This is a genomic window from Streptomyces sp. NPDC060064 (assembly GCF_042736455.1).
In the GTDB taxonomy this organism is placed as follows: Bacteria; Actinomycetota; Actinomycetes; order Streptomycetales; family Streptomycetaceae; genus Streptomyces.
The window spans coordinates 106,197-129,121 of the sequence record NZ_JBHWWF010000006.1; the positions used below are offsets into that span (position 1 = coordinate 106,197).

Sequence of the window (22,925 nt, forward strand, 5' to 3'; positions counted from 1 at the left end):
TGACGAAGCATCAGAACCTTCCGTGACCCCGAAAGCCGGACCAGCACGCCCGTGCGCCCATTTCAAGAGCCCTCCAGCCCTACGAACCAAGGTAGTACTGGTGCTCGTTGCCCTGCCCTGACAGCGGTTCTAAGAATGGCGGCGCAAAGCGTCTCCGCAGCTCAGGTGCAGGATCTGCGCAGAGTCGACCACACCGGGGGCGCCCCGCGATCAACGAGCGAGGTCACGCATGAGCAAGCACCGCAGGAAGACGTACTACCGGAAGATAACCATCGCGGCCGTCGCCGTGGGAGCGATAGGTGTGCCCTCTGCCGCCATGGCCTGCGGGGACCCCCAGGAGAACGCGGGCAGTAAGTCCTACGGCCACCACTGGAACGGCCACCACTGGAAGAGTGCGAACTCCCAGCAGCGGTGGACGGGCGCTCCATGGGGCCAGAAGCCGACGGCGGGAGCGTCGCAGGCGCCCGCTGCCACTCCGAGCGCACCTAAGACCGCGTCTCCCAGCGCACCGAAGGCCACCGCGTCTCCGAGCGCGCCGAAGGCCACCGCGACTCCCAGCGCGCCGAAGACCGCCGCCCCGGCGTCCGGGGATGCGGCCCGCGTGTTGCAGCTCGTCAACAGCGAGCGCAGCAAGGTCGGGTGCTCCGCGCTGACCATGAACGCGAAGCTGACGAAGGCCGCCCAGGACCACAGCAAGGACATGGCTTCCCACACGAACATGTCCCACACGGGCTCCGACGGCTCGTCTCCTGGCGACCGGATCTCGAGTGCCGGTTACAACTGGAGCACCTACGGCGAGAACGTCGCCTACGGCTACGCCACACCCGAGAGCGTCATGGCGGGCTGGATGGGCAGCCCCGGCCACAAGGCCAACATCCTCAACTGTGCGTTCAAGGAGATCGGCATCGGCCTCGCGCAGCCCAACAGCTACTGGACGCAGGACTTCGGAACGGCCCAGTAGCGGCACAAGGAATCCGGCCACCGCTTGCCCCGGTCCCACTTCTGCGGGGATGGCGAGGCCGCTCCAGCGGATGAAAGGCCCTGACCGGTTCGCCGGTCGGGGCCTTCGTCGTCGGCGCCCGCAGGTCAGCCAACTCCGCTGGAATGACAGTCGACTTGGGCGACTATTGGAACCAGTTCTAGTTATAGTGGGCCGTGGCCGTGTCGCCGAGGAGAGACGAGAGCCCCATGACCCAGGTGACCGACCACGGCGGGGGCGTCTGGTCCATCGAGGTGCCCATTCCGGACAATCCACTCGGTCACACCCTGGTCCACCTGCTCGACACCGACCGCGGGCCCGTACTCATCGACACCGGCTGGGACGACCCGGCCTCCTGGGACACCCTCGTCGCGGGTCTCGGCTCCCTCGATGTCGCGGTCGGTGACATCCACGGCGTCGTCATCACCCACCACCACCCCGACCACCACGGCCTGTCCGGGCAGGTCCGGGACGTCTCCGGCGCCTGGATCGCGATGCACGACGCGGACAGTGCGGTGGTACGCCGCACCAGAGAGGCCGAACCGGCCCGCTGGCTCGACTACCTGGCGGACAAACTCTCCAGGGCCGGCGCCCCCGACGAACACACCGCTCCGCTGCGTGCGGCCCGCGCCTCCGGCCGGATGCGTACGCTGCCGGGCCTGCGCGCGGCCCTGCCCGACCGGGAGATCGTCCCCGGCGAACTCCTCGACCTGCCGGGCCGCCGGCTCCGCGCCATCTGGACGCCCGGCCACACGCCCGGCCATGTCTGCCTCCACCTGGACGAGGCCCATCCGGCGGGCAGACCCGGCAATGGGCGGCTCTTCTCCGGCGACCATCTGCTGCCCCGGATCACCCCGCACATCGGCCTCTACGAAGATCCGGACGCCGACGACTCAGCCACCGTCACCGATCCGCTCGGCGACTACCTCGACTCCCTGGAGCGCATCGGCCGCCTCGCACCCGCCGAGGTGCTCCCGGCGCACCAGTACGCCTTCCCCGATGCCGTGTCCCGGGTACGGGAGTTGCTCGACCACCACGAGGAACGGCTCACCGGTCTGCTCGGGCTGCTGGCCGCCCCGCGCACCGCGTGGCAGGTCGCCGAGCGGATGGAGTGGAACCGGCCCTGGGACCAGATCCCGTACGGATCACGCAACATCGCGGTCTCGGAAGCGGAGGCACATCTGCGGCGACTGGTGAAGCTGGGGCGCGCGGAGGTGCTGGCAGGGAGCGGTCCGACGCTGTACGTGGCGGTCTGACCCCTGGTGGCCACCGGCCACCGGCGATCGACCACCGGCCGGTCGGTAGAGTGGGCGAGTCGTCATCATGACCGTACGGGGGGAAGCCGGTGCAAATCCGGCACTGACCCGCAGCCGTGAACCGCCGTCGCAAGCGGTGAGTCGGAATGCCCCGTACATGGTCGTGACCGGCTCGTGCCACAGGCAGCCCGCCGGTGGCCGGCACCGTCGAGGCATACGGGGCCGGAGCCCTGGTACCTGAGCGTGCCTGTGCCCGGCTCCCGCAGGAGAGGCCCAGCCCGCCATGACCCCCGTTCGCCGCAGCGCCATATCGCTCGCCGCCTCCGCCGTACTCGGCATGGCCATAGCCTCGGCCGCCGCGCCGGCCGCGATCGCCGCGCCGTCTCCGACGCCGTCGACCGTGCTGCCGTCCGGTCTGTACGGCACGGGCGACCCGACGTACGACGGTGTCTGGCGGGCCGCGCCGGCCGCGGTCGCGGCGCCGTCTCCGACGCCGTCGACCGTGCTGCCGTCCGGTCTGTACGGCACGGGCGACCCGACGTACGACGGTGTCTGGCGGCAGTCACTGGCGCTGCTCGCGCAGGACACGGTGGGCGTCAAGCCCGCGGCCAAGGCCGTGACCTGGCTGACCGGTCAGCAGTGCGACAGCGGTGGCTTCCCCTCGTACCGCGCGGACGCGGCCAAGGCGTGCGACGCCAAGCTGCCGCTGGACTCCAACGCCACGGCCGCCGCGGTGCAGGCGCTCGCCGCGCTCGGCGGGCAGGACGCCACCGTGAAGAAGACGGCCGGCTGGCTGAAGTCCGTGCAGAACGCGGACGGCGGCTGGAGCTACAACCCGGGCGGGGCCAGCGACGCCAACTCCACCTCCATCGTGATCGGCGCGCTCGCGGCGGCGGGCGAGAAGCCCGAGACGGTGAAGTCGAAGGGCGGGAAGACGCCGTACGACGCGCTGCTGACGTTCGCGAAGCCGTGCGGCGGGAAGGACGGCGGCGCGTTCGTCTTCCAGCTGAAGTCGCCCGGCATGGTCGCGGACTCCACGGCGGCGGCTGTGCTCGGCGCGCACGGCAAGGGCCTGGCCGTGACAGCGGGTGCGAAGGACGCCAAGGGCACGGTCTGCGAGAAGGCGACGACGGTCGAGGGCGCGGCGCACAACGGCGCGGCGTACCTGGCGACCGCGCTCGCCAAGACCGGGCACCTGAACACGGCTCCGATGCCGGGCGCCGCGGACCCGACGGAGAAGCCGGACTTCGGGAACACGGCGGACGCGATCGTCGCGCTGAGCGCGCAGGGCCTCGGCGACCGGGCGAAGAAGCCGATGGAGTGGCTGCAGCAGAACTCGGCGGCCTGGGCGAAGGCGTCCGGCCCGGCGGCGTACGCACAGCTGATCCTCGCCGCGCATGCGACTGGCGCGGACCCGAAGAGCTTCGGCGGGACGGACCTGGTGGCGGGGCTCAACGCGACGGGTCCCGCGCCCGAGTCGACGACGGGGCAGTCGGCGCCGACTGCGGACAAGAAGAAGGACTCCGAGTCCGACTCGGGCATCGGGGTGTGGTGGATCGTGGGCGTGTTCTTCGTCGCCAGCGTCGGCGCCGGAATCCTCCTCAGCGGCCGCAAGAAGAACCAGCAGCGGTGATGCGTACCCGAGTCCTCTCCCTCGTCCTCGCGCTCGGCGCCGCGCTCACGGTGCTGGGCGCGGGTCCGGCGCAGGCGGCGGGTTACCGCTACTGGTCGTTCTGGCAGAGCGGCGGCGGGAAGTGGACGTACGCCACCGAGGGCCCGGCCACGGCGAGGCCGTCGGACGGCTCGGTGAACGGCTTCCGTTTCTCGGTGAGCGAGGACAGCGGGGACTCGGCGCAGCCGCGCACGGCTCCGGACTTCGAGGCGATCTGCGGCCGGACACCGCCGAAGGACGACACGAAGCGGATCGCGCTGGTCATCGACTCCGGGACGCCGGCGGACGCCCCGGAGGGCGAGACGCCGCCCGTGTCGCGGTCGGCGTGCGCGCAGGTCGGCAAGGACGCGACGAGCGCGGAGGCGCTGGCGTCGGTGGCGAAGCCGCTGCGGTACAACAGCGAGGCGCTGCTCTGTGCGATCTCGGGCTACCCGGAATCCGGCTGCGGCGAACAGGTCGCGGCGAAACCGAAGCCGAAGGCGAAGCCGTCCTCGTCTGCGGCGAGCAAGAGCGGTAGTGGCGACAAGGGCGGTCCCTCGGTCGGCCTCATCGCCGGCCTCGCGGCGGTAGCGGTACTCGGCACCGCGGCGGTGTGGCAGTCGCGCCGCCGCCGGGGATGACGACCGAGGCATCGACGGTGCGAGACGACGAGGAGCCGCGCCGGCGGGGCGGAGCCGGAGACGCTGTGACCCGCGGCCCGGAGGCGGGTCGCGGGGCTGACGGGGCGTCGCCGCAGGCGGACGGCAGTCACGGCGACGGGACGCAACGGCAGGCGGCCGACCGCCCGGTTGACGGACCGTCCCGATCGACCGGCGCCGCACGGCCACGAGCCGCCGACCACGGGAGCGGCGAGACACCGGAACGACCGGCCGACCACCGGGACGACCCGGCGCAGGCCCATGCCACCGGCCGCCAGAACGACACGACACCCCAACAAACCGCCGACCGCCGGGACCGCAGGAATTCGCCCCGGTCGGCCGGTCACCAGGGCGACGACACATCGCCCCGCAGGTCGTATCTCCTCGCGCCCGCCGCCAGTCGTAGTAACGCCCTGCATGCCGGGGCCTGGTGGCTCTGGGCCCTTGGGCTTGCCACCGCCGCGTCGCGGACCACCAATCCGCTTCTCCTCGGGCTCCTCGTCGGCGTCGCCGGATACGTCGTTGCCGCCCGGCGCACCGACGCGCCCTGGGCCCGTTCGTACGGGGCCTTCGCCAAGCTCGGGCTCTTCGTCATCGGCATCCGCGTGCTCTTCTCGGTCGTCCTCGGCTCGCCGATCCCGGGGACGCATGTCCTCTTCAGCCTCCCCGAAGTACCGCTGCCCGAATGGGCGCGAGGCGTACGCATCGGTGGCCGGGTCTCCGCCGAGCAGCTGCTCTTCGCGCTGTACGACGGCGCGAAGCTCGCCACGCTCCTCATCTGCGTCGGCGCGGCCAACGCTCTCGCCAATCCCGCCCGTCTACTCAAGTCCCTCCCGGGCGCCCTGTACGAGGTCGGCGTCGCCGTCGTGGTCGCCATGACCTTCGCGCCGAACATGGTCGCGGACGTGGTCCGGCTGCGCACCGCCCGCCGGCTGCGCGGCCGCCCCACCGGCGGCATCAAGGCGATCGTGCAGATCGGGCTGCCCGTCCTGGAGGGCGCGCTCGAGCGGTCGGTCGCCGTCGCGGCATCCATGGACGCACGCGGCTACGGGCGTACCGCACACGTCCCGCCCGCCGTCCGCCGCACCACCACCGTCCTCACGCTCGGCGGACTCCTCGGCGTCTGCGCCGGTTCGTACGGACTGCTCGCCGCGGAGGGCGCTGCGTACGGACTGCCCCTCCTGATAGCCGGGCTCCTCGCCGCGCTCGCCGGTCTCCGGCTCGGCGGCCGGCGCTCCGTACGCACCCGCTACCGTCCCGACCGCTGGGGCCCGCGGTCCTGGCTGGTGGCCGGATCCGGCGCGGTCGTCGCGGCCCTGATGATCCGGGCGGGTACCTACGATCCGGAGGCGCTGCACCCCGGCGTCGTACCGCCGACCGCGCCGACACTGCCCCTCTGGCCCGCCGCGAGCATCCTCATCGGACTGCTGCCCGCCTTCATCGCGCCCGTACCCGCCTCGCAGGAGAAACCGTGATCCGCTTCGAAGACGTGTCGGTGACGTACGGCGATGCCGGTGCGCCCGCGATCAGCGGTGTCGACCTGACCGTCCCCGAGGGCGAGTTGGTGCTACTGGTCGGGCCGTCCGGTGTCGGCAAGTCGACACTGCTGGGTGCGGTCTCGGGCCTGGTCCCGCACTTCACCGGCGGCACCCTGCGCGGCCGCGTCACCGTCGACGGCCGCGACACCCGTACCCACAAGCCGCGCGAACTCGCCGATCTCGTCGGCACGGTGGGCCAGGACCCGCTCGCCCACTTCGTCACCGACACGGTCGAGGACGAGCTGGCGTACGGCATGGAGTCGCTCGGCCTCGCCCCCGAGGTGATGCGCCGCCGGGTCGAGGAGACGCTCGATCTCCTCGGGCTGACGGAGCTGCGCGACCGCCCGATCGCCACGCTCTCCGGCGGACAGCAGCAGCGCGTCGCGATCGGCTCGGTGCTGACCCCGCACCCCAGGGTCCTCGTGCTCGACGAGCCGACGTCCGCGCTGGACCCGGCGGCGGCGGAGGAGGTGCTGGCGGTCCTGCAGCGACTGGTCCACGATCTCGGCACGACGGTTCTGATGGCGGAGCACCGCCTGGAGCGGGTGGTGCAGTACGCGGACCAGGTCATCCTGCTGCCCGGGCCCGGGGAGTCCCCGGTGATCGGGGCGCCGGCGGAAGTCATGGCGGTCTCGCCCGTACACCCGCCGGTCGTGGCGCTGGGCCGCCTGGCGGGCTGGGACCCGCTGCCGTTGTCGGTACGGGACGCGCGGCGTCGGGCCGGTGCGTTGCGGGAGCGCCTGGAGGGTTTTTCCCCCACCCCGCCCCTTCCCGTAACCGGGGCAACGTCAGCCCCGCCGGCGATTGAGGCGCGGGGTCTGGGGCGGAGCCCCAGGTTCTGGAAGGGGCGGGGCCCCGGCTCGGGCGGTCCGCTCGCCGAGGCCCACGCGCTCACCGTCCGCCGCGACCGCGTAGAGGCCCTCCGCCGCGTCGACCTCACCGTCGCCCCCGGCGAAGCCATCGCCCTCATGGGCCGCAACGGCGCCGGAAAGTCGACCCTCCTCGCCACCCTCGTCGGCATGGTCGAGCCCACCTCCGGCACCGTCCTCGTCGGCAGCCACACCCCCCACCGCACCCACCCCCGCGAGCTGGTCCGCCAGGTCGGCCTCGTTCCGCAGGAGCCGCGCGATCTGCTGTACGCGGACACGGTGGCGGCCGAGTGCGCGGCGGCCGACGCCGACGCGGGCGCCGCACCCGGCTCCTGCCGCGCCCTGGTGACCGAGCTGCTGCCCGACGTACCGGACACGACGCACCCCCGCGATCTCTCCGAGGGGCAGCGCCTCGCCCTGGCGCTGGCCATCGTGCTCACCGGGCGGCCGCCGCTCCTCCTCCTCGACGAGCCGACCCGGGGTCTGGACTACGCCGCGAAGGCCCGGCTCGTCACCGTCCTCAAAGGCCTGGCCGCCGAGGGGCACGCCATCGTCCTGGCCACCCACGACGTGGAGCTGGCCGCCGACCTCGCGCACCGGGTGGTGATCCTGGCCGACGGCGAGGTCGTCGCGGACGGCCCGACCGCCGAGGTCGTGGTCTCCTCGCCCGCCTTCGCGCCCCAGGTCTCCAAGATCCTGGCCCCGCAGAAATGGCTGACCATCGCCCAGGTCAGGGACGCCCTGTGAAGCACGCCACACAGGCCCGCGCCGTACGCCTCGGCCCCCGATCCATCGCTGCCCTCGCCCTGATCAGCGCGATCGGGGTGATCGCCTTCGGCTGGCCGCTGCTCGCCGACGCCGACTCCGGGCTCGCCCACTCCGCCGACGCGCCCTGGCTCTTCGCCGCACTGCTCCCGCTCCTCGTGGCCGTCGTCGTCGCGACGATCTCCGACACCGGGATGGACGCCAAGGCGGTGGCGATGCTCGGAGTCCTCGCCGCGGTCGGTGCCGCGCTGCGGCCGCTGGGCGCGGGCACCGCGGGCCTGGAACCCATGTTCTTCCTGATGGTGCTGAGCGGACGCGTGCTCGGACCGGGCTTCGGCTTTGTACTCGGCTCGGTCACCATGTTCGCGTCCGCGCTGCTCACCGGCGGCGTCGGCCCGTGGATGCCGTTCCAGATGCTGTCGATGGGCTGGTTCACGATGGGCGCGGGACTGCTGCCGGGGCCGGACCGGCTGCGTGGCCGCGCCGAGCTGCTGATGCTCGCGGTGTACGGGGCCGTCGCCGCGTTCGCCTACGGCACGGTCATGAATCTTCAGGGCTGGACATACATCGGCGGCCTCTCCTCCGGCATCTCATTCCACCCCGGCGATCCGGTGCAGGAGAACCTGGTCCGCTTCCTCGCCTACTGCGCGGCGACCTCTTTCGGCTGGGACCTCGGACGGGCGGTACTCACCGTCGTACTGACCCTCGCCATCGGCTCGACGGTCCTCAAGGCGCTGCGCCGAGCCACACGCCGTGCCGCCTTCGAGGCGCAGGTCACATTCGAGACCCCCGACAGGGTCCCTCCGGGGTGAGCCGCCCCACAGGGGTTTAGTCCGATACGAGCCTGAATAGTACCTTTTTGGTGGTCATGGCGACCCGTCGATTGCGGCCGCCACCTGCAGGAACCTCTCCGGTCAAGCCCTCGGCCGTGCCACCCCCGGTGCGAGCTCGGCTAGTAACAAGGGTCGTTGCGACGGGCTGACCTCGCCGCTACAACTGATCCAGTCGCAAGGCGCCCCGTGCTCCTCACCGGAGCCGCAGTGCCTCCCAGGCGGCCGGATCCCCACTCGTACGTACGAGATTCCGGCATGCCCGCGACGGCCCTGTTCCCGAGAGTTAGGTCGCTCTGTGTTCCGCTCGCTCATCAGCCGCATCGCCATCCGCCCGAAGAACGCTCTCGTCGGCTCCGCCCTTGTCCTGGGCACTGCCGGCATGGCGATCGGCATGAACCCGGCCACGGCCGCCGCCGCTCCCGCCACGCAGACCGGGTCCCCGAAGGCGGTCGCCCAGCAGATGATCGCGGACGACGCGCAGTTCCAGTGCTTCAGCAAGATCGTGGAGCACGAGAGCGGCTGGAACGTGAACGCCACCAACCCGTCCAGCGGTGCGTACGGCCTCGTCCAGGCGCTGCCCGGCGGCAAGATGGCGTCCGCCGGCGCCGACTGGAAGACCAACCCGGCCACCCAGATCAAGTGGGGCCTGGACTACATGAAGTCCCGCTACGGCAGCCCGTGCGGCGCATGGTCCTCCTGGCAGGCCCAGGGTTGGTACTGATCCGGCCCGCAGCCTCCTCCAGCGCAGGGAACCGGCCCACGATCTTGGGCGGCGTTCCTGAAGGCTGAAGGCCCCGAAGTGGTCGACCTTTCGCTGGTCGAGCACCGGGGCCCTCGTGCCGTATGCGGCCGGGTGCAGCGGATCTCAGGATTCCGCGCCTGACCGGAGCAGAATCCGCGCCAGCTCGCGCGGCTGGGAGAACATCGGCCAGTGGCCGGTCTCCATCTCGACCAGCCGCCAGTGCTCACTCTTCAGCAGCTCCACCACGTCGTCGTTCGGCTCGGCGCCGTCGAGCAGGCACTTGATGTACGTCGCCGGAAGCTCGCCGAGCGGGCGCGCCAGCACGGCCGGCTCGGTCAGCGTGGCGCCCGGGTGCGGCGTCGAGCCGCCCACGAGCCGTGCGATCTGCTCGCCGGTGAGACCCTGGCCTTCGCAGTCGGCTGCGGTCAAGGGCGCCCAGAAGCCCCCGTTGTCGGCAATCGATGCCTCCACCATCGCCCGGCCGTACGGCCAGCCCGAAACGAACGACTCGCCGTCGGCCGGAACGTTGGAGTCGACGAACACCACGCGGGCCAGCCGGTCGCCGATCCGCTCGGCGGCCTGACCGACCGGGATGCCCGAGTAGCTGTGCCCGACCAGGACGACGTCGCGCAGATCGAGGCGTTCGACCTCGCTGACGATGTCCTGTACGTGAGTCTGCTGCCCGGCCGGCACGCCCTGCTTGTCGGCGAGGCCGGACAGCGTCAAAGGGTGGGTGCCGTGCCCGGCCGCACGCAGCTCCGGGACCACCTCGTCCCACGCCCACGATCCGAGCCACGCGCCTGCTACCAGTACGTATTCCGTCATGGTGGCAACGTAGCGGAGGGGTCTGACAACCGGCCGCCGGAACGCGACCGCTCCGGAACCCACCTCCGAAACACGCCCTACAGCCGCTGGATGATGGTCCCGGTCGCCAGCGCCCCGCCCGCGCACATGGTGATCAGTGCGAACTCCTTGTCCCTGCGCTCCAGTTCATGCAGGGCCGTGGTGATCAGCCGCGCCCCGGTCGCTCCCACCGGATGCCCGAGCGCGATCGCGCCACCGTTGACATTGACCTTCTCCAGGTCCTGCTCGAAGACCTGCGCCCAGCTCAGCACCACCGACGCGAACGCCTCGTTGATCTCCACCAGGTCGATGTCCTTGAGCGACATCCCGGCCTTGCCGAGCACGGCACGCGTGGCGTCGATCGGCCCGTCGAGGTGGTAGTGCGGGTCCGCGCCGACCAGCGACTGCGCGACGATCCGGGCCCGCGGCCTCAGCTTCAGAGCACGCGCCATCCGCTTGGACGCCCACATGATCGCGGCCGAACCGTCCGATATCTGCGAGGAGTTGCCTGCGGTGTGCACGGCCGTCGGCATGACCGGCTTCAGCCTTGCCAGCGCCTCCATGCTGGTGTCCCGCAGCCCCTCGTCGCGGTCGACCAGTCGCCACATGCCCTGCCCCGCGGCCTGTTCCTCCTCCGTGGTGGGCACCTGCACGGCGAACGTCTCGCGTTTGAAGCGCTCCTCGGCCCATGCCGCGGCGGCCCGCTCCTGCGACACCAGCCCCAGGGAGTCGACCCGTTCACGCGTCAGCCCGCGGTTGCGCGCGATGCGCTCCGCCGCCTCGAACTGATTGGGCAGATCCACGTTCCACTCGTCGGGGAACGGCTTGCCCGGTCCGTGCTTGGAGCCGCTGCCCAGCGGCACCCGTGACATCGCCTCGACGCCGCAGCTGATGCCGATGTCGATGACACCGGCCGAGATCATGTTCGCGACCATATGGCTGGCCTGCTGCGAGGACCCGCACTGGCAGTCCACGGTCGTGGCCGCGGTCTCGTACGGAAGCCCCATCGCCAGCCAGGCGTTGCGCGCGGGGTTCATGGACTGTTCGCCGGCGTGGGTGACGGTGCCGCCCACCACCTGCTCGACGCAGTCGGCGTGGATGCCGGTGCGGCCGAGAAGTTCGCGATAGGTCTCGCCCAGCAGATAGGCGGGATGGAGATTGGCAAGCGCGCCTGAGCGCTTGCCGATGGGGGTGCGTACGGCTTCGACGATGACGGGTTCCGCGGCCATGAGCTCGTCCTCTCCTCGCACAGCCGCTGAGCGTCCCGGCGCACAGCAGCCGAACTAGTACGCGTTCTAGTTCTCTGTTCAGTCTTATGAGTGCTACCCCCGGTACGCAAGGGTCTTGCACGGCACTACTGCACCCCTGGCGCCCCCGACCGGCAACAGATCCCGCCGCGACCCTTGCCACTTGTAGAACTCGTTACTACCTTTCGGTCAACTTCTGATGGGTCGTCAGACAAGCCGTGTCACCACCTCCGTGACCACCCGCGTCACCGACACCACCGCCAGACCTGGAGTTGACCTTGAAGCTGCCGAAGGACTGCCCCCATCTGCCCGAAGGGTTCGACTTCACCGATCCCGATCTCCTCCAAGCCCGCGTCCCGCACCCGGAGTTCGCCCGGATGCGGCAGACCGCCCCGGTCTGGTGGTGCACCCAGCCGGCCGGCATCTCCGGCTTCCAGGACGAGGGCTACTGGGCCGTCACCCGGCACGCCGACGTCAAGCATGTCTCCACCCACCCCGAACTCTTCTCCTCCAACACCAACACCGCGGTCATCCGCTTCAACGAGACGATCAGCCGCGACCAGATCGAGGTCCAGAAACTGATCATGCTCAACATGGACCCGCCGGAGCACACCCGCGTCCGCCAGATCGTCCAGCGCGGCTTCACCCCGCGGGCGATCCGCTCCCTGGAGGAGGCCCTGCGCAACCGCGCCCGCTCGATCGTCGAGACCGCGCCGGCCGGCGCGAAGGACGACGGCAGCTTCGACTTCGTCACCAATATCGCGGTGGAACTGCCGCTCCAGGCCATCGCGGAACTCATCGGCGTACCGCAGGAGGACCGCACCAAGATCTTCGACTGGTCCAACAAGATGGCGGGGTACGACGACCCCGAGTACGCGATCACCGAGGAGATCGGCGCCGAGGCGGCGATGGAGATCGTCTCCTACTCGATGAATCTGGCCGCGGCCCGCAAGGAGTGTCCGGCCAAGGACATCGTGTCCCAACTGGTCGCCGCGGAGGACGAAGGCAACCTCTCCAACGACGAGTTCGGCTTCTTCGTGATCCTGCTGGCGGTCGCGGGCAATGAGACGACGAGGAACGCGATCAGCCACGGTATGCACGCGTTTCTCACGCATCCCGAGCAGTGGGAGCTCTACAAGCGGGAGCGGCCGGAGACGGCGGCCGAGGAGATCGTGCGCTGGGCGACGCCCGTGGTCTCCTTCCAGCGCACCGCCACGCAGGACCTGGAGCTGGGCGGCCGGCAGATCAAGAAGGGCGACCGGGTCGGGATCTTCTACTCATCGGCGAACAACGACCCCGAAGTCTTCGAGGAGCCCGAGCAGTTCAACATCACCCGCGACCCGAACCCACACCTCGGCTTCGGCGGCGGAGGCCCGCACTTCTGCCTCGGCAAGTCGCTCGCGGTGATGGAGATCAACCTGATCTTCAACGCGATAGCGGACGCTCTGCCGGACCTGCGCCTGGTGGGCGACCCGCGCCGACTGCGTTCGGCCTGGCTGAACGGCATCAAGGAACTCCAGGTCAGCACCAGTTGACCTGTGGGCCGGTGGGAGGCGGGGCGCTCACCCCACGCCACGCCCCGCCTCCCCCTGTTGCGCGGGCGTGAGTCGGTAAGGGGACCGGTCACCTGCGGCAGGGAGCGCGGCTTGATCACCATGGAGAAATGACTAGAAAGCGTCCCGAGCCGCCGCTGCGACGAAGGTCGCGAAGGCGGGGCGGGAGAGGTGGAGCGCGGGGCGGGTGACGTCCTTGGAGTCGCGTACGGCGACGAGGTGGGGGGCCTCGGCGCACTCGATGCAGTCGCCGCCCTGGTCACCGCTGTAGCTCGACTTACGCCAGGCGGCGCCGTTGAGGGGAGCGCACTCGACGCACGAGCCGCCCTGGTCGCTGCTGTGACTGGACTTACGCCACTGGGCGCGGGTCAGGTCCTGGTTGCTCCCCATAGCGTTCCTCCATCGCTTGCCGGATCAGCTTTGCCGAGTCCTGGATGGACAGGGCAGCAGCTTGGAGGTGATCGTAACGGAGCGAACAGTCCTTGACCGTATCTGGGTTGGCAGTCGGATGCCCCACTCCGTAGCCCTCGGTGTAGACGATGGCCGGATCGCCCGCAAAGCGGAAGAGATCGAACGGGCCCGTCAATCCGGCGTGGGCTCCGGTCGCGTACGGCAGCACTTGGATATTCACCTTCGGGTGGTTCTCGAAGGACAGCAGATGGGCCAACTGCCCCCGCATCACCTTCGGGCCGCCGATCACCTGATACAACACCGCCTCCCCGAGGACCGCCCACAGCACCGGCGGCTCCTCCTTCTCCAGGATGCGCTGCCGCGCGAGCCTGACCGCCGTGCGGTCGTCCAGCTTCGTCCGGTCCAGAGTGCCGAGCACGGCCCGCGCGTACGCCTCGGTCTGAAGCAGCCCGTGCACCAGGTGCGTGTGAAAGGTGAAGGCCTCCGTCGCCCGCGCCTCAAGCTCCGCCACCTGCTGGAACCAGGACGGGAGTTGGCTCCGCAACACCAGGCCCAGCAGCCGCGAGAGCATCCCGCCCGTCCCCAGCGCCGCATCCACCCGCTCGCTGAACTCCGCCGTCGGCAACTTCCGCGCCGTCTCGATCTGGCCGACCAGCGACCCCGTGTAGTTGATGATCTCGCCCAACTGCTTCTGCGTGAGGCCGGCCGCCTCCCGGTAGCGGCGCAGCTCGTAGCCGTAGTAGTCGAGCGGCGACGCACTCGGGTCGAGGACGTTGACTTGGCTCATGGCGGGCATCCCCTCGTTCAACTCCACCAACGGCAGGGCACGTTGTGTCCGGTCCGTAGCCGAGAGTAGTCAACGGCCGCCACGCTCGTACCGTGAACGATGGCATTTCGGCGCCCAAGTGGCGGAACAGCGCCCGCAGGCGGATCCTGGTCTGAACGCGACGATCCATCCCAGGGGGTGCGGGGACGACCCGTACCCCCTGGGGCGCGCGGCTACTTCGGTGCGGCCGGGACCGGTGCTTCCGCCTGGGTGTCCACTCTCGCCGCCGGGACCGCCCCCGCCGGCACCCGCAGTTGCCGTCGGCCCGCCAGCAGGTAGGTCAGGCCGAAGCCCGCGCCCACCACCGCCGCGCCGCCCGCCGCGTCCAGTACCCAGTGGTTGGCCGTGGCCACGATCGCGCAGACCGTGAAGAGCGGGTGGAGCAGGCCGAGCAGCTTCATCCACAGCTTCGGCGCCAGGACCAGGACAATCAGTCCGCACCACAGCGACCAGCCGAAATGCAGCGACGGCATCGCCGCGTACTGGTTGGTGACCGCCGTCATCGCCCCGTAGTCCGGGTTGGCGAGGTCCTGCGGGCCGTGCACCGTGTCGATGAAGTCCATGCCCGGCATCAGGCGCGGCGGGGCCAGCGGATACAGCCAGAACCCGAGCAGCGCCAGCAGCGTCGCGAAGGCGAGCGACGAGCGCGCCCAGCGGTAGTCGGCGGGGCGACGGACGTACAGCACACCGAGGATCGTCAGCGGCACCACGAAGTGGAAGGACGAGTAGTAGAAGTTGAAGAAGGCCTCGGCCCACTCGGCCTTCACCACCGCGTGGTTGATCCAGTGCTCGACGTCGATGCCGAGCGCCTGCTCGGCGGAGATGACCTGCCGGCCGTGCTCCTCGGCCGCGGTCACGCCGCCGGTCGCGGCGGCGCGGATCTGCGAGTAGACGGAGTAGCCGACTCGGATCACCAGCAGTTCGAGCAGCAGGTTCGGGCGGCTGAGCACGCGCCGCCAGAACGGCAGCAGCGGCACCCCGCTCCAGCGGGCCGGGAGCGGCAGGGCGTACTCGGTCGGCACCGGCCGCCGGAAGTACGGCGAGTTACGCGGCAGGAACGGCACCGCAACCGCCGCCGCCAGCGCGGCGACCAGCAGGACGTTTTCGCGTACGGGGTACAGCACCGCCATGTTGGGCAGCAGCATGTTCCCCGGCAGCGTGATCGCGAGGATCACCAGGACGGGCCACAGCATGCGGTCCGAGGCGCGCTTGCCGACCCGGCCGACGACCGCGAGGAGCACCCACAACAACTGGTGCTGCCAGGCGGTGGGCGAGACGGCGACGGCCACACAGCCGGTCAGGGCGACGGCGAGGAGCAGCTGCCCGTCCTGGGCGTAGCGGACGGCACGGCGCAGGCCGAAGAAGCAGACCGCGGCGGCGAGCGCGACATAGAGCGCGATCTCGAGCGGGCCCTCCAGGCCGAGGCGGAGCAGCGCGCCGTGCAGTGACTGGTTGGCCAGGCTGTCCGGGCGGGCGCCGAGCCCGGCGCCCGCGACATGGTGCACCCAGTACGTCCAGGAGTCGCTGGGCAGCGCGGCCCAGGCGAGCGCCGAGGAGGCGGCGAAGGTGCCCGCCGAGGTGACGGCGGCGCGTCTGCGGCCGGTGAACCAGAGCAGCGGAGCGAAGAGGAGCACGGTCGGCTGGAGGGCGGCGCCGAAGCCGATCAGCACGCCGGACGGTCTCTCGCCGCGCGCCGCGAAGCAGCCCAGCAGCACCAGCAGGACCGGGATGATGCTGGTCTGCCCCAGGTAGAAGCTGTTGCGCACGGGCAGCGAGAGCATCAGCAGGCTGATGGCGATGGGCGCGGCGAGCAGGCCGCTGCGGCGCGAAACGGGTCCCGGCAGGGCGCGGGCGACCACCAGGCCGAGCACGACGACGAGCAGCAGTGTGCCGAAGGTCCAGGCGATGCCGAGCGCCTGCTCGGCGGCCCGGGTCAGTGGCTTCAGCACGAGTCCGGCGAACGGCGTACCGGTGAACTTGTCGGCGTCGTACAGCGAGCCCTTCATATGCAGGACGCCGTTCTCGCCGATCCAGGTCTCCAGGTCGGTGAGGCGCTCACCGGGCGGCTGCCGGAGCACTGCCGCTGTCTGCCGTACCGCGAGGACGGCCGCTACGAGCCACAGGGCGGCCCTGGCCGCGCCCATCCTCGTATCCGTCGTCGCACTTCCGTGCACGCTGTGCTCCGCGTTCGCCACGTCGCGCCGCGCCTCCCCACGTTGTGTTTTTCTGGTTCACGTTCTGTGCGCCGGTGCTGCATGTCCCGGGCTGCTCCCGGTTCATAGAGCCTCGCACTGCCCCACGAAGGAGACTCAGGCAACCCCCTCTTCGCCTGACTGTCACCCTGTTTTGACCGAATATCTCGTTCGACCATCTTGTTCGACGACAGCGGAACCGCGAGGTCCGCGGCGCCGTCACAGGAGGCATGCGGGGGAACATACAAGACAGGACACCGGTGCGCGGGCCACGGAGGCAGCGATTGCTGCTGGTGGTGCTCACGTTGTTTGCGTTGCAGCTCGGATCGCTGGTCAGCCCGGCGTACGCCTGCGGATGCGGCGCGATGGTGCCGGACAAGCAGTCCCATATGTACGTCAACCGGGAGACGTCGGTGGTCGGTTGGGACGGCCGTACGGAGCAGATCCTGATGCGCTTCACGGTCGACGGGGACGCTCCCAAGGCTGCCTGGATCATGCCGGTGCCGAGCCGTGCCACGGTCGAGCTCGGCGACAACGCGCTCTTCGGCGAGCTCGAGACGATCATCGCGCCGGAGCACCGGACGCGGCACTACTTCTGGCCACGCGGCGGCGACTGGCCCTTCTTGACCACGTCCGGCGACTCCGCGGGCGCACCGGCCCCCGCGGCCGGTGCGCCGGCGGTGGGTGTGGTCGGCCGCGAACGCCTCGGCGACTTCGATGTCGCACGGCTGACGGCGACCGATCCCGGCGCGCTGCGCGGCTGGCTGGAGCGGAACGGCTTCGAGCTGCCGGACGGTCTCGCGGGCGAGTTGAAGCCGTACGTCGAGCAGAAGTGGGAGTACGTGGCGGTGCGCCTGGCCCCCGAGACGGCGGGCTCCGTGCTGCGCGGCACGCTCGACCCGCTGCGGCTGCGCTTCGCCAGCGACAGGCTCATCTACCCGATGCGGCTGTCGCGGCTGGCCAAGACCGCGCAGTCACTGGGGCTGTTCGTGCTGGCGCCGCACCGGATGGAGCCGCGCGGCTCGATCGGTGGGGACGCGCCGGAGGTGACGTACGCGGGGAAGGTGGAGCCGAACGCGGCGCTTTCCGGGTTCACGGGCGGCGGCGAGACCTTCCTGACGGCGCTGGACCAGGAGTTTCCGGAGCCCAAGCGGATCGACGGCGACCATGAACTGCGCGCCACGGACAAGGACACCCCCTTCCGGCGGGTGGTGTACGAGAACCAGCTGTTGACGGTGGCCGGTGTCCCGGCGTGGCTGCTGACGGTCGGCGGGGCCCTGGCGGTTCTCGTGGCAGTGGTGCTGCTGCGCGTACGGGCACGGCGGCGCAGTCCGGTCGTACCACCTCCGGCGATCCAAGTGCCGCCACCGATCGCCTGAAATAGGTTGGGTCGTATGACTCAGGAGAACCAGGACCGGTGGTCCGCCGTGGACCACTACATCACCGACCGCCTCGTCCCGGCCGACGAAGCCCTGACCGCCGCCCTGGCGGCGAGCGAGGCAGCCGGCCTGCCCGCGATCGCCGTTGCCCCGAACCAGGGCAAGCTGCTGCATCTGCTGGCCCAGATGCAGGGCGCGCGCACGGTGCTCGAGATCGGCACGCTGGGCGGCTACAGCACGATCTGGCTGGCCAGGGCGCTGCCCGCGGAAGGCAGGCTGATCTCGCTGGAGTACAGCCCCGCGCACGCGGAGGTGGCCCGGGCGAATCTCGCCCACGCCGGCCTCGACAAGATCGCGGAGGTCAGGACGGGCGCGGCGCTGGAGACGCTGCCGAAGCTGGCGACGGAACCGGGCGCGGGCCCGTTCGACCTGGTCTTCATCGACGCGGACAAGGAGAACAACCCGCGCTACGTGGAGTGGGCGCTGAAGCTGACCCGCCCGGGCAGCGTGATCATCGTGGACAACGCGGTGCGGGGCGGCGCGGTGGTGGACGCGGACAACACGAGCCCGGCGATCGTGGGCACGCGGGAGATGTACGAACTGGTGGCGCGGGAGCCGCGGCTGAGCGCGACGGCGGTACAGACGGTGGGCACGAAGGGGTACGACGGGTTCCTGCTGGCGCGCGTGGTGGCCTGAGGAGGGGCGATGCGTGCGGGGCGGGCGGTTGCGGCAGCCGCGGCCCGTTCCGTGCGTCATGCCGGTGAGCGGCGGCCGTCCGGCAAGATGGCCGCATGAGCATCGTGAAGATCAATGTGCTGACTGTCCCTGAGGAACAGCGCGAGGTGCTGGAGAAGGGCTTCGCGGCCCGCGCGGGCTCGGTGGAGAACTCCGACGGCTTCGAGTGCTTCGAGCTGCTGCGCCCGCAACAGGTTCGTTGATGTACCACTGGCTGACCGAACGGCGTTGCTGCCAGTTCGGCGAGGGTGCGGAGGATCTGGTGTTGGCGAACGCCCTGACACGCTCTACCCGACACGCGCGTGATCGATGAACGCGGTCAACGCGTCCACAGTTGCGTCGGGCTGCTCGTCGGGAATGAAGTGCCCGGCTTCCGGGATGACGACGCCGGTCACGTTCTCTGCCCAGGGGCTGATGGAGGCGGCCATGTCGGGGATCGAGCCGTGGGAGCTGGAGATTCCCAGGACCGGGATGGTCAAGTGCCCTCGTGCGAGAGTGTCCTGGTTTTTGCGCGCTGATTCCGCGGCGTCGCGGAAGTAGGCGAGAGACGCTCGGAGCCCTCCCTCGGCTGCGATGGCGGCGGCGTAGTGGTCGACATCGGCGCTGTCGAACGTGTTCGGGGACAGTGTCTTGACCCTCAAGAACCAGCCCACGTAGTCACGCTCGCGGCCGGTGATCAGCGTCTCGGGCAGTTCGGGCACCAGGTGGAATGCCAAGTGAAAGGTCTTCCAGGCCCGTTCGGGATCCGTTGGGATGGCGTCAGGGAGGGTGATTCCGGGAATGCCGGCGTCGAGCAGGGCGACGCCGTGCAGGCGGTCTTGGTACCTCAGGGCGAGCGAGAAGGCGACGCAGGCCCCGATGTCGTGGGCGACGAGCCAGTACTTCGGCACGTTGAGCGCGGTCAGCGCGGCCTGGACGCGCGAAGCGACGGTGTGAGTGTCGTAGCTTCCTTGGGGACGATCGGAGTGGCCCTGTCCCGGCAGGTCGATCGCGATCACGTGGAAGCGCTCGGCAAGGCGCGGCATCGCCTTGTGCCAAGCCCACCAGGTCTGCGGGAATCCGGCGAGCAGCACGACGGTGGGGCCGCTCGACCGACCGCCTTCTACGGCGTGAAGCCGGATTCCTTCCGCGTCGACCCAGCGGTGGGTGAAGCCTGCGAGGTCGCGCAGCGGCAGCCCGGGGACGTGGCTCTGGTTTGGGGCGGCGTCGGTCACGCCTCATGTTTAACACATATTGGACTGTTCAGTTCAAGATAGGATGGGCAAGGCCACGATGGACTGGCTCAAGAACGGGGTGCATGCGGGATGGCCGGGAAGAAGCAGTTCGACCTGGACATCGTGCTCGACGCGGCGATGGTCCAGTTCTGGCGGGCCGGGTACGCCGACACCTCGCTCGACGACCTCTCCAGGGCGACCGGATTGAACCGAAGTTCCATCTACTCCTCGTTCGGCGACAAAGACTCGCTCTACCTGCGCTGCCTGGACCGCTACGCCGTCCGGTATGGAGACAGGTACGACCAGGCGCTTTCCTCCGGTGCGTCCGGGGAACCGCTGCGGGCGATACAGGCGTTTTTCGAGGTCACGCTCCACCGCATCGCCGACCCCGACGTGCCGGACGGATGTCTGGTCGCTCAGACCGCGATGGCGACACCAGTACTCAGCCCCGCTATCGCCACGCGTGCGATCAAAGCTGTGGGGCTTCAGCGTGCGCGGCTGCGGACCGCCTTGAACACCGCGGAGTTGGCCGAGGGCAACGCCGAGAACTACGCCACTCACATCACGGCGGTCAACCAGTCGCTTGCCGTGATGAGCAGGGCCGGGGCGAGCCAGAAGCAGCTCCGCACGATCGTCGACATCAGCATGAGCGCGCTCTCGCAGGCTTTGCACAGCCGGGGCTAGAGCCTGCCTCTTGGACCGTTCTCAGCGGCACACCCGGGTCAACGATCAAATGCACTGAAACGTGCGCTCCAGCCTCGCTGTTTCGGTTGGGGTCGGCTGAGCTGGGCTGATTCGTTGGGCGATGGTTGTCGCTGCCTGTCGATGTGTGGGTATGGCTGGGGCCCGACGCTTGGGTCGGATGCTCCAGGGTTCCTCTTAGGGTCCACGCCGCTGTACACGGCTTCCTCAGCGCCCTTCTGGGCGCCCCCAATGAGCTGGGCATCCAGGGCCTCAATGTGCTGACCGTCCCTGAGGAACAGCGCGAGGTGCTGGAGAAGCGCTTCGCGGCCCGCGCGGGCTCGGTGGAGAACTCCGACGGCTTCGAGTGGTTCGAGCTGCTGCGCCCGCAACAGGTTCGTTGATGTACCACCAAGCGCTCACGCACTCCTGACGGACCGTGCGGCAGGATGGTGCCATGAGCGTAGTCAAGATCAACGTACTGACGGTCCCCGCCGAGCAGCGGGAGACCTTGGAGAAGCGGTTCGCCTCCCGCGCGCACGCGGTCGAGAACTCCGACGGGTTCGAGTGGTTCGAACTTCTCCGCCCTGTCGAAGGCACTGACAGCTACCTGGTGTACACACGTTGGCGCGACGAAGAGTCGTTCCAAGCGTGGATGGCGGGCCCGATGAAGGAAGCCCACCAGGGCGGCGGCGATCGACCGAAGCCTGCCGCAAGTGGCTCAACACTGTGGTCCTTTGAGGTGGTGCAGCAGGCCTCCCCGAAGGCCTGAGCCCAGGCCCCGTATTCGGACCCAACCCCCAGGCCCAACACCCGGGCCTCCGGTCACGATCTAGATCCGCAGCAGCCGCTCCGTCACCTCGCGGTACGCGCGCAGGGCGACCCGCAGCTCCTCTGTGTCCGCCTCCGCCGGGCGGCGCTCGTTCCCGCCGTCCCAGTCGGCACGGAGCGCTTGACGCCGTTCGGTGAGGGCGATCGTGATGCGGTCGGCGGTGTCCTCCAGTACCGCGGCCGCTTCCTCGACCGCGTGCCGCGGCCCGTCGACGAAGCCGCCGAGGGACTGCTGCAGCCGCAGCGTCAGCTTGTCGCGCTCGTCCTGCGGGATCAGCTGCCGCGACGGGGTACGGCCGCGAGGCTCGCGGTCTTCGGTGTTCTCGAGGCCTTCGAGGCCTTCGAGGCCTTCGACGTCCTCGAGGTGCTCAGGTCGCTCAAAGCCCTCAAGGCCCTCAAGGCCCTGGGAACGCTCGGGATGTTCGGCCCGCTCGGGCGTCTTGGCCCGCTCCGCTTCGTACGTCATCACGCGCCACTCCCCTTCGGCTTCAGCAGATGCCCGCGCCCGCCACGCACCACCGCACCGGCACGGTGCGCGAGGGGGTCCTCGGGACGGGCGTGGACCAGGGCCTCGAAGAGCGCACGGCTCTCGACCATCGCCTCACGCAGCTCCTCCGTGCTCGACTGTCCGCGCGTCGCGCGGTGCACCCGGCGGTAGCCGCCCACGTGTTCCGCGTGATGCACGGAGAGCGCGGCGAGCTGCTCCTCGTACTGTGCGGCCTCGGGGAAGCCCCGCTCCGCCGCCAGCCGCGCCAGCAGCTGGTCCGCCTCGGCGACCGCCTTGACCGGTGAGTCGACGAAGCGCTCCTGGAGACCGGCCCACTGGGCGAGGTACAGCTCACGTGTCTCGTTCGCCAGCGGCTGCGGCCTCAGATCGCCGTGGCGCTTGACGCGCTCGTTCAGTTCACGTGCCGCGGCCTTGGTGTCGCCGTCGTGGCGGGTGAGGGCCAGGTCGTACTCGGGGCCGAACCGCCGCTTCAGCCCCCGCCGGCCGCCTCCCCTGCCCGGTCCCGCGTAGAGCACCGCGGCGACGACGATCGCGAACACCGCTACCAGAGCGACGACGATCAGGACTGTGGACATGGCTGCCTTCCCTGTTCACGACTCGGTGTATTCGACTCGGTTGAACCCGGTTGAACTCGGTTGAGGGGCCCTCCTGAAGGCGAGTTGCCCGGAATTCGTTGGCCAAACGGCCCGCCCCTCCGGTACAGAGATCGTCATGACCACCTGGACCCTGGCCACCGAAGCATTCGACTCCTCCGACGCGAGCGCCCTGCGGCGCGAGTATTACGACGAGGTCGCGAGCCGCTACTGGCAGCGCCCCGCGACTGCCGAGGAGATCGACCAGGGGCTCAGCGGCGACGGCGCCGAACAACTCATGCCGCCCACCGGCCAGTTCGTCGTCGGCCGGTACGGCGCCAAGGCCGCGGCCTGCGGCGGAGTGCTGATGCTGGACGCCGAGCGCGCCGAGCTCACCCGCGTCTATCTGCGCCGTCCCTTCCGCGGCAGAAGAGGCGCCGGAATCCTGCTGGAGACCCTGGAGAACGAGGCGCGCAAGCTGGGGGCCCGGCGGATGGTCCTCAATACCAGGCTCGATCTGATCGAGGCGCGGAAGCTCTACGTCCGGAACGGCTACGCCGAGATCCCGGCGTACTGCTCGGGTCCGTACATGGACATCTGGTACGGCAAGGAGCTCTGAGGCGACCAGGAGCCCCGGAACT

22 protein-coding genes, 2 pseudogenes and 1 riboswitch are annotated in these 22,925 nt (G+C 70.1%); of the genes and pseudogenes, 16 read left to right on the top strand and 8 right to left on the bottom strand.

All coding sequences use genetic code 11. The features are described 5' to 3' along the window. Positions 1 to 229: 229 nt before the first annotated feature. The 8 genes and pseudogenes from ACFWDI_RS10065 (at position 230) to ACFWDI_RS10100 (ending at position 9,271) form a co-directional block, all read left to right on the top strand. The gene (locus ACFWDI_RS10065; RefSeq protein WP_385302639.1) at positions 230 to 961 is read left to right on the top strand and encodes a CAP domain-containing protein; all 732 of its coding nucleotides are present in this window, start codon (positions 230 to 232) and stop codon (positions 959 to 961) included. A 227-nt stretch (positions 962 to 1,188) separates the two neighbouring features. Then, on the top strand, positions 1,189 to 2,235 hold the full coding sequence (locus tag ACFWDI_RS10070; RefSeq protein ID WP_385302641.1) for an MBL fold metallo-hydrolase: 1,047 nt from the start codon (positions 1,189 to 1,191) through the stop codon (positions 2,233 to 2,235). 79 nt (positions 2,236 to 2,314) lie between these two features. Further along, a riboswitch (cobalamin riboswitch) is annotated at positions 2,315 to 2,387 on the top strand. 131 nt (positions 2,388 to 2,518) lie between these two features. Continuing rightward, positions 2,519 to 3,868, top strand: a complete 1,350-nt coding sequence (locus tag ACFWDI_RS10075) for a prenyltransferase/squalene oxidase repeat-containing protein (RefSeq protein ID WP_385302643.1) — start codon at positions 2,519 to 2,521, stop codon at positions 3,866 to 3,868. Beyond that, complete coding sequence (locus ACFWDI_RS10080) at positions 3,868 to 4,527, top strand: SCO2322 family protein (RefSeq protein WP_385302645.1); 660 nt, start codon at positions 3,868 to 3,870, stop codon at positions 4,525 to 4,527. The genes ACFWDI_RS10075 and ACFWDI_RS10080 overlap by 1 nt, the downstream gene beginning before the upstream one ends. A gap of 279 nt (positions 4,528 to 4,806) precedes the next feature. Then, positions 4,807 to 6,020 (top strand): annotated as a pseudogene (locus ACFWDI_RS10085) (energy-coupling factor transporter transmembrane component T). After that, positions 6,017 to 7,699 (top strand): ABC transporter ATP-binding protein, encoded by a 1,683-nt coding sequence (locus ACFWDI_RS10090; protein WP_385302646.1) that lies wholly within the window; start codon positions 6,017 to 6,019, stop codon positions 7,697 to 7,699. The pseudogene ACFWDI_RS10085 and the gene ACFWDI_RS10090 overlap by 4 nt, the downstream one beginning before the upstream one ends. After that, positions 7,663 to 8,529 carry an ECF transporter S component gene (locus tag ACFWDI_RS10095; RefSeq protein ID WP_385302647.1) on the top strand — a complete coding sequence of 289 codons (867 nt, stop codon included), beginning with the start codon at positions 7,663 to 7,665 and terminating at the stop codon, positions 8,527 to 8,529. Before ACFWDI_RS10090 ends, ACFWDI_RS10095 begins: the two co-directional genes overlap by 37 nt. Positions 8,530 to 8,845: 316 nt before the next feature. Then, positions 8,846 to 9,271, top strand: coding sequence for a transglycosylase SLT domain-containing protein (locus ACFWDI_RS10100; RefSeq protein WP_385302649.1), 426 nt, complete (start codon positions 8,846 to 8,848; stop codon positions 9,269 to 9,271). Between the two features lie 144 nt (positions 9,272 to 9,415). Here the strand turns inward: ACFWDI_RS10100 and ACFWDI_RS10105 are convergent, their stop codons facing one another. Further along, positions 9,416 to 10,117: an alpha/beta fold hydrolase gene (locus ACFWDI_RS10105; protein WP_385302651.1), complete on the bottom strand. Its 702-nt coding sequence runs from the start codon at positions 10,115 to 10,117 to the stop codon at positions 9,416 to 9,418. A gap of 77 nt (positions 10,118 to 10,194) precedes the next feature. Next, on the bottom strand, positions 10,195 to 11,364 hold the full coding sequence (locus ACFWDI_RS10110; RefSeq protein ID WP_385302653.1) for a steroid 3-ketoacyl-CoA thiolase: 1,170 nt from the start codon (positions 11,362 to 11,364) through the stop codon (positions 10,195 to 10,197). A 296-nt stretch (positions 11,365 to 11,660) separates the two neighbouring features. Between ACFWDI_RS10110 and ACFWDI_RS10115 the strand changes: the two genes are divergently transcribed. Beyond that, positions 11,661 to 12,917 (top strand): cytochrome P450, encoded by a 1,257-nt coding sequence (locus ACFWDI_RS10115; RefSeq protein WP_385302655.1) that lies wholly within the window; start codon positions 11,661 to 11,663, stop codon positions 12,915 to 12,917. Positions 12,918 to 13,049: 132 nt separating this feature from the next. Here ACFWDI_RS10115 and ACFWDI_RS10120 read toward each other — a convergent pair whose 3' ends face one another. The 3 genes from ACFWDI_RS10120 to ACFWDI_RS10130 form a co-directional block, all read right to left on the bottom strand. Continuing rightward, on the bottom strand, positions 13,050 to 13,325 hold the full coding sequence (locus ACFWDI_RS10120; protein ID WP_385302657.1) for a DUF397 domain-containing protein: 276 nt from the start codon (positions 13,323 to 13,325) through the stop codon (positions 13,050 to 13,052). Further along, complete coding sequence (locus ACFWDI_RS10125; RefSeq protein WP_385302659.1) at positions 13,285 to 14,133, bottom strand: Scr1 family TA system antitoxin-like transcriptional regulator; 849 nt, start codon at positions 14,131 to 14,133, stop codon at positions 13,285 to 13,287. The genes ACFWDI_RS10120 and ACFWDI_RS10125 overlap by 41 nt, the downstream gene beginning before the upstream one ends. Before the next feature lie 212 nt (positions 14,134 to 14,345). Further along, a complete protein-coding gene (locus ACFWDI_RS10130; RefSeq protein WP_385302662.1) occupies positions 14,346 to 16,367 on the bottom strand; it encodes a bifunctional glycosyltransferase 87/phosphatase PAP2 family protein in 2,022 nt (673 codons plus the stop codon). Positions 16,368 to 16,594: 227 nt separating this feature from the next. On the opposite strand from ACFWDI_RS10130, the gene ACFWDI_RS10135 reads away from it, so the two are divergent. The 3 genes and pseudogenes from ACFWDI_RS10135 to ACFWDI_RS10145 form a co-directional block, all read left to right on the top strand. Continuing rightward, positions 16,595 to 17,743 (top strand): DUF2330 domain-containing protein, encoded by a 1,149-nt coding sequence (locus ACFWDI_RS10135; protein ID WP_385302664.1) that lies wholly within the window; start codon positions 16,595 to 16,597, stop codon positions 17,741 to 17,743. A 15-nt stretch (positions 17,744 to 17,758) separates the two neighbouring features. Then, complete coding sequence (locus tag ACFWDI_RS10140; protein ID WP_385302666.1) at positions 17,759 to 18,439, top strand: O-methyltransferase; 681 nt, start codon at positions 17,759 to 17,761, stop codon at positions 18,437 to 18,439. Between the two features lie 95 nt (positions 18,440 to 18,534). Next, positions 18,535 to 18,666: pseudogene (locus ACFWDI_RS10145) on the top strand (antibiotic biosynthesis monooxygenase family protein); the annotation flags it as partial. Positions 18,667 to 18,765: 99 nt separating this feature from the next. Here the strand turns inward: ACFWDI_RS10145 and ACFWDI_RS10150 are convergent. Then, positions 18,766 to 19,692 carry an alpha/beta fold hydrolase gene (locus ACFWDI_RS10150; protein WP_385302667.1) on the bottom strand — a complete coding sequence of 309 codons (927 nt, stop codon included), beginning with the start codon at positions 19,690 to 19,692 and terminating at the stop codon, positions 18,766 to 18,768. Positions 19,693 to 19,782: 90 nt separating this feature from the next. On the opposite strand from ACFWDI_RS10150, the gene ACFWDI_RS10155 reads away from it, so the two are divergent. The 3 genes from ACFWDI_RS10155 (at position 19,783) to ACFWDI_RS10165 (ending at position 21,145) form a co-directional block, all read left to right on the top strand. After that, positions 19,783 to 20,376, top strand: coding sequence for a TetR/AcrR family transcriptional regulator (locus ACFWDI_RS10155; protein WP_385302670.1), 594 nt, complete (start codon positions 19,783 to 19,785; stop codon positions 20,374 to 20,376). A 254-nt stretch (positions 20,377 to 20,630) separates the two neighbouring features. Next, positions 20,631 to 20,777 carry an antibiotic biosynthesis monooxygenase family protein gene (locus tag ACFWDI_RS10160; protein WP_385302890.1) on the top strand — a complete coding sequence of 49 codons (147 nt, stop codon included), beginning with the start codon at positions 20,631 to 20,633 and terminating at the stop codon, positions 20,775 to 20,777. Positions 20,778 to 20,830: 53 nt separating this feature from the next. Further along, the gene (locus tag ACFWDI_RS10165) at positions 20,831 to 21,145 is read left to right on the top strand and encodes an antibiotic biosynthesis monooxygenase family protein (RefSeq protein WP_385302673.1); all 315 of its coding nucleotides are present in this window, start codon (positions 20,831 to 20,833) and stop codon (positions 21,143 to 21,145) included. A gap of 60 nt (positions 21,146 to 21,205) precedes the next feature. On the opposite strand, the gene ACFWDI_RS10170 is transcribed toward ACFWDI_RS10165, so the two are convergent. Continuing rightward, positions 21,206 to 21,670, bottom strand: a complete 465-nt coding sequence (locus tag ACFWDI_RS10170) for a hypothetical protein (RefSeq protein ID WP_385302675.1) — start codon at positions 21,668 to 21,670, stop codon at positions 21,206 to 21,208. After that, positions 21,670 to 22,287 (bottom strand): hypothetical protein, encoded by a 618-nt coding sequence (locus ACFWDI_RS10175; protein WP_385302676.1) that lies wholly within the window; start codon positions 22,285 to 22,287, stop codon positions 21,670 to 21,672. Before ACFWDI_RS10175 ends, ACFWDI_RS10170 begins: the two co-directional genes overlap by 1 nt. Before the next feature lie 136 nt (positions 22,288 to 22,423). Between ACFWDI_RS10175 and ACFWDI_RS10180 the strand changes: the two genes are divergently transcribed. Then, positions 22,424 to 22,903: a GNAT family N-acetyltransferase gene (locus tag ACFWDI_RS10180; RefSeq protein WP_385302678.1), complete on the top strand. Its 480-nt coding sequence runs from the start codon at positions 22,424 to 22,426 to the stop codon at positions 22,901 to 22,903. Positions 22,904 to 22,925 lie beyond the last annotated feature (22 nt).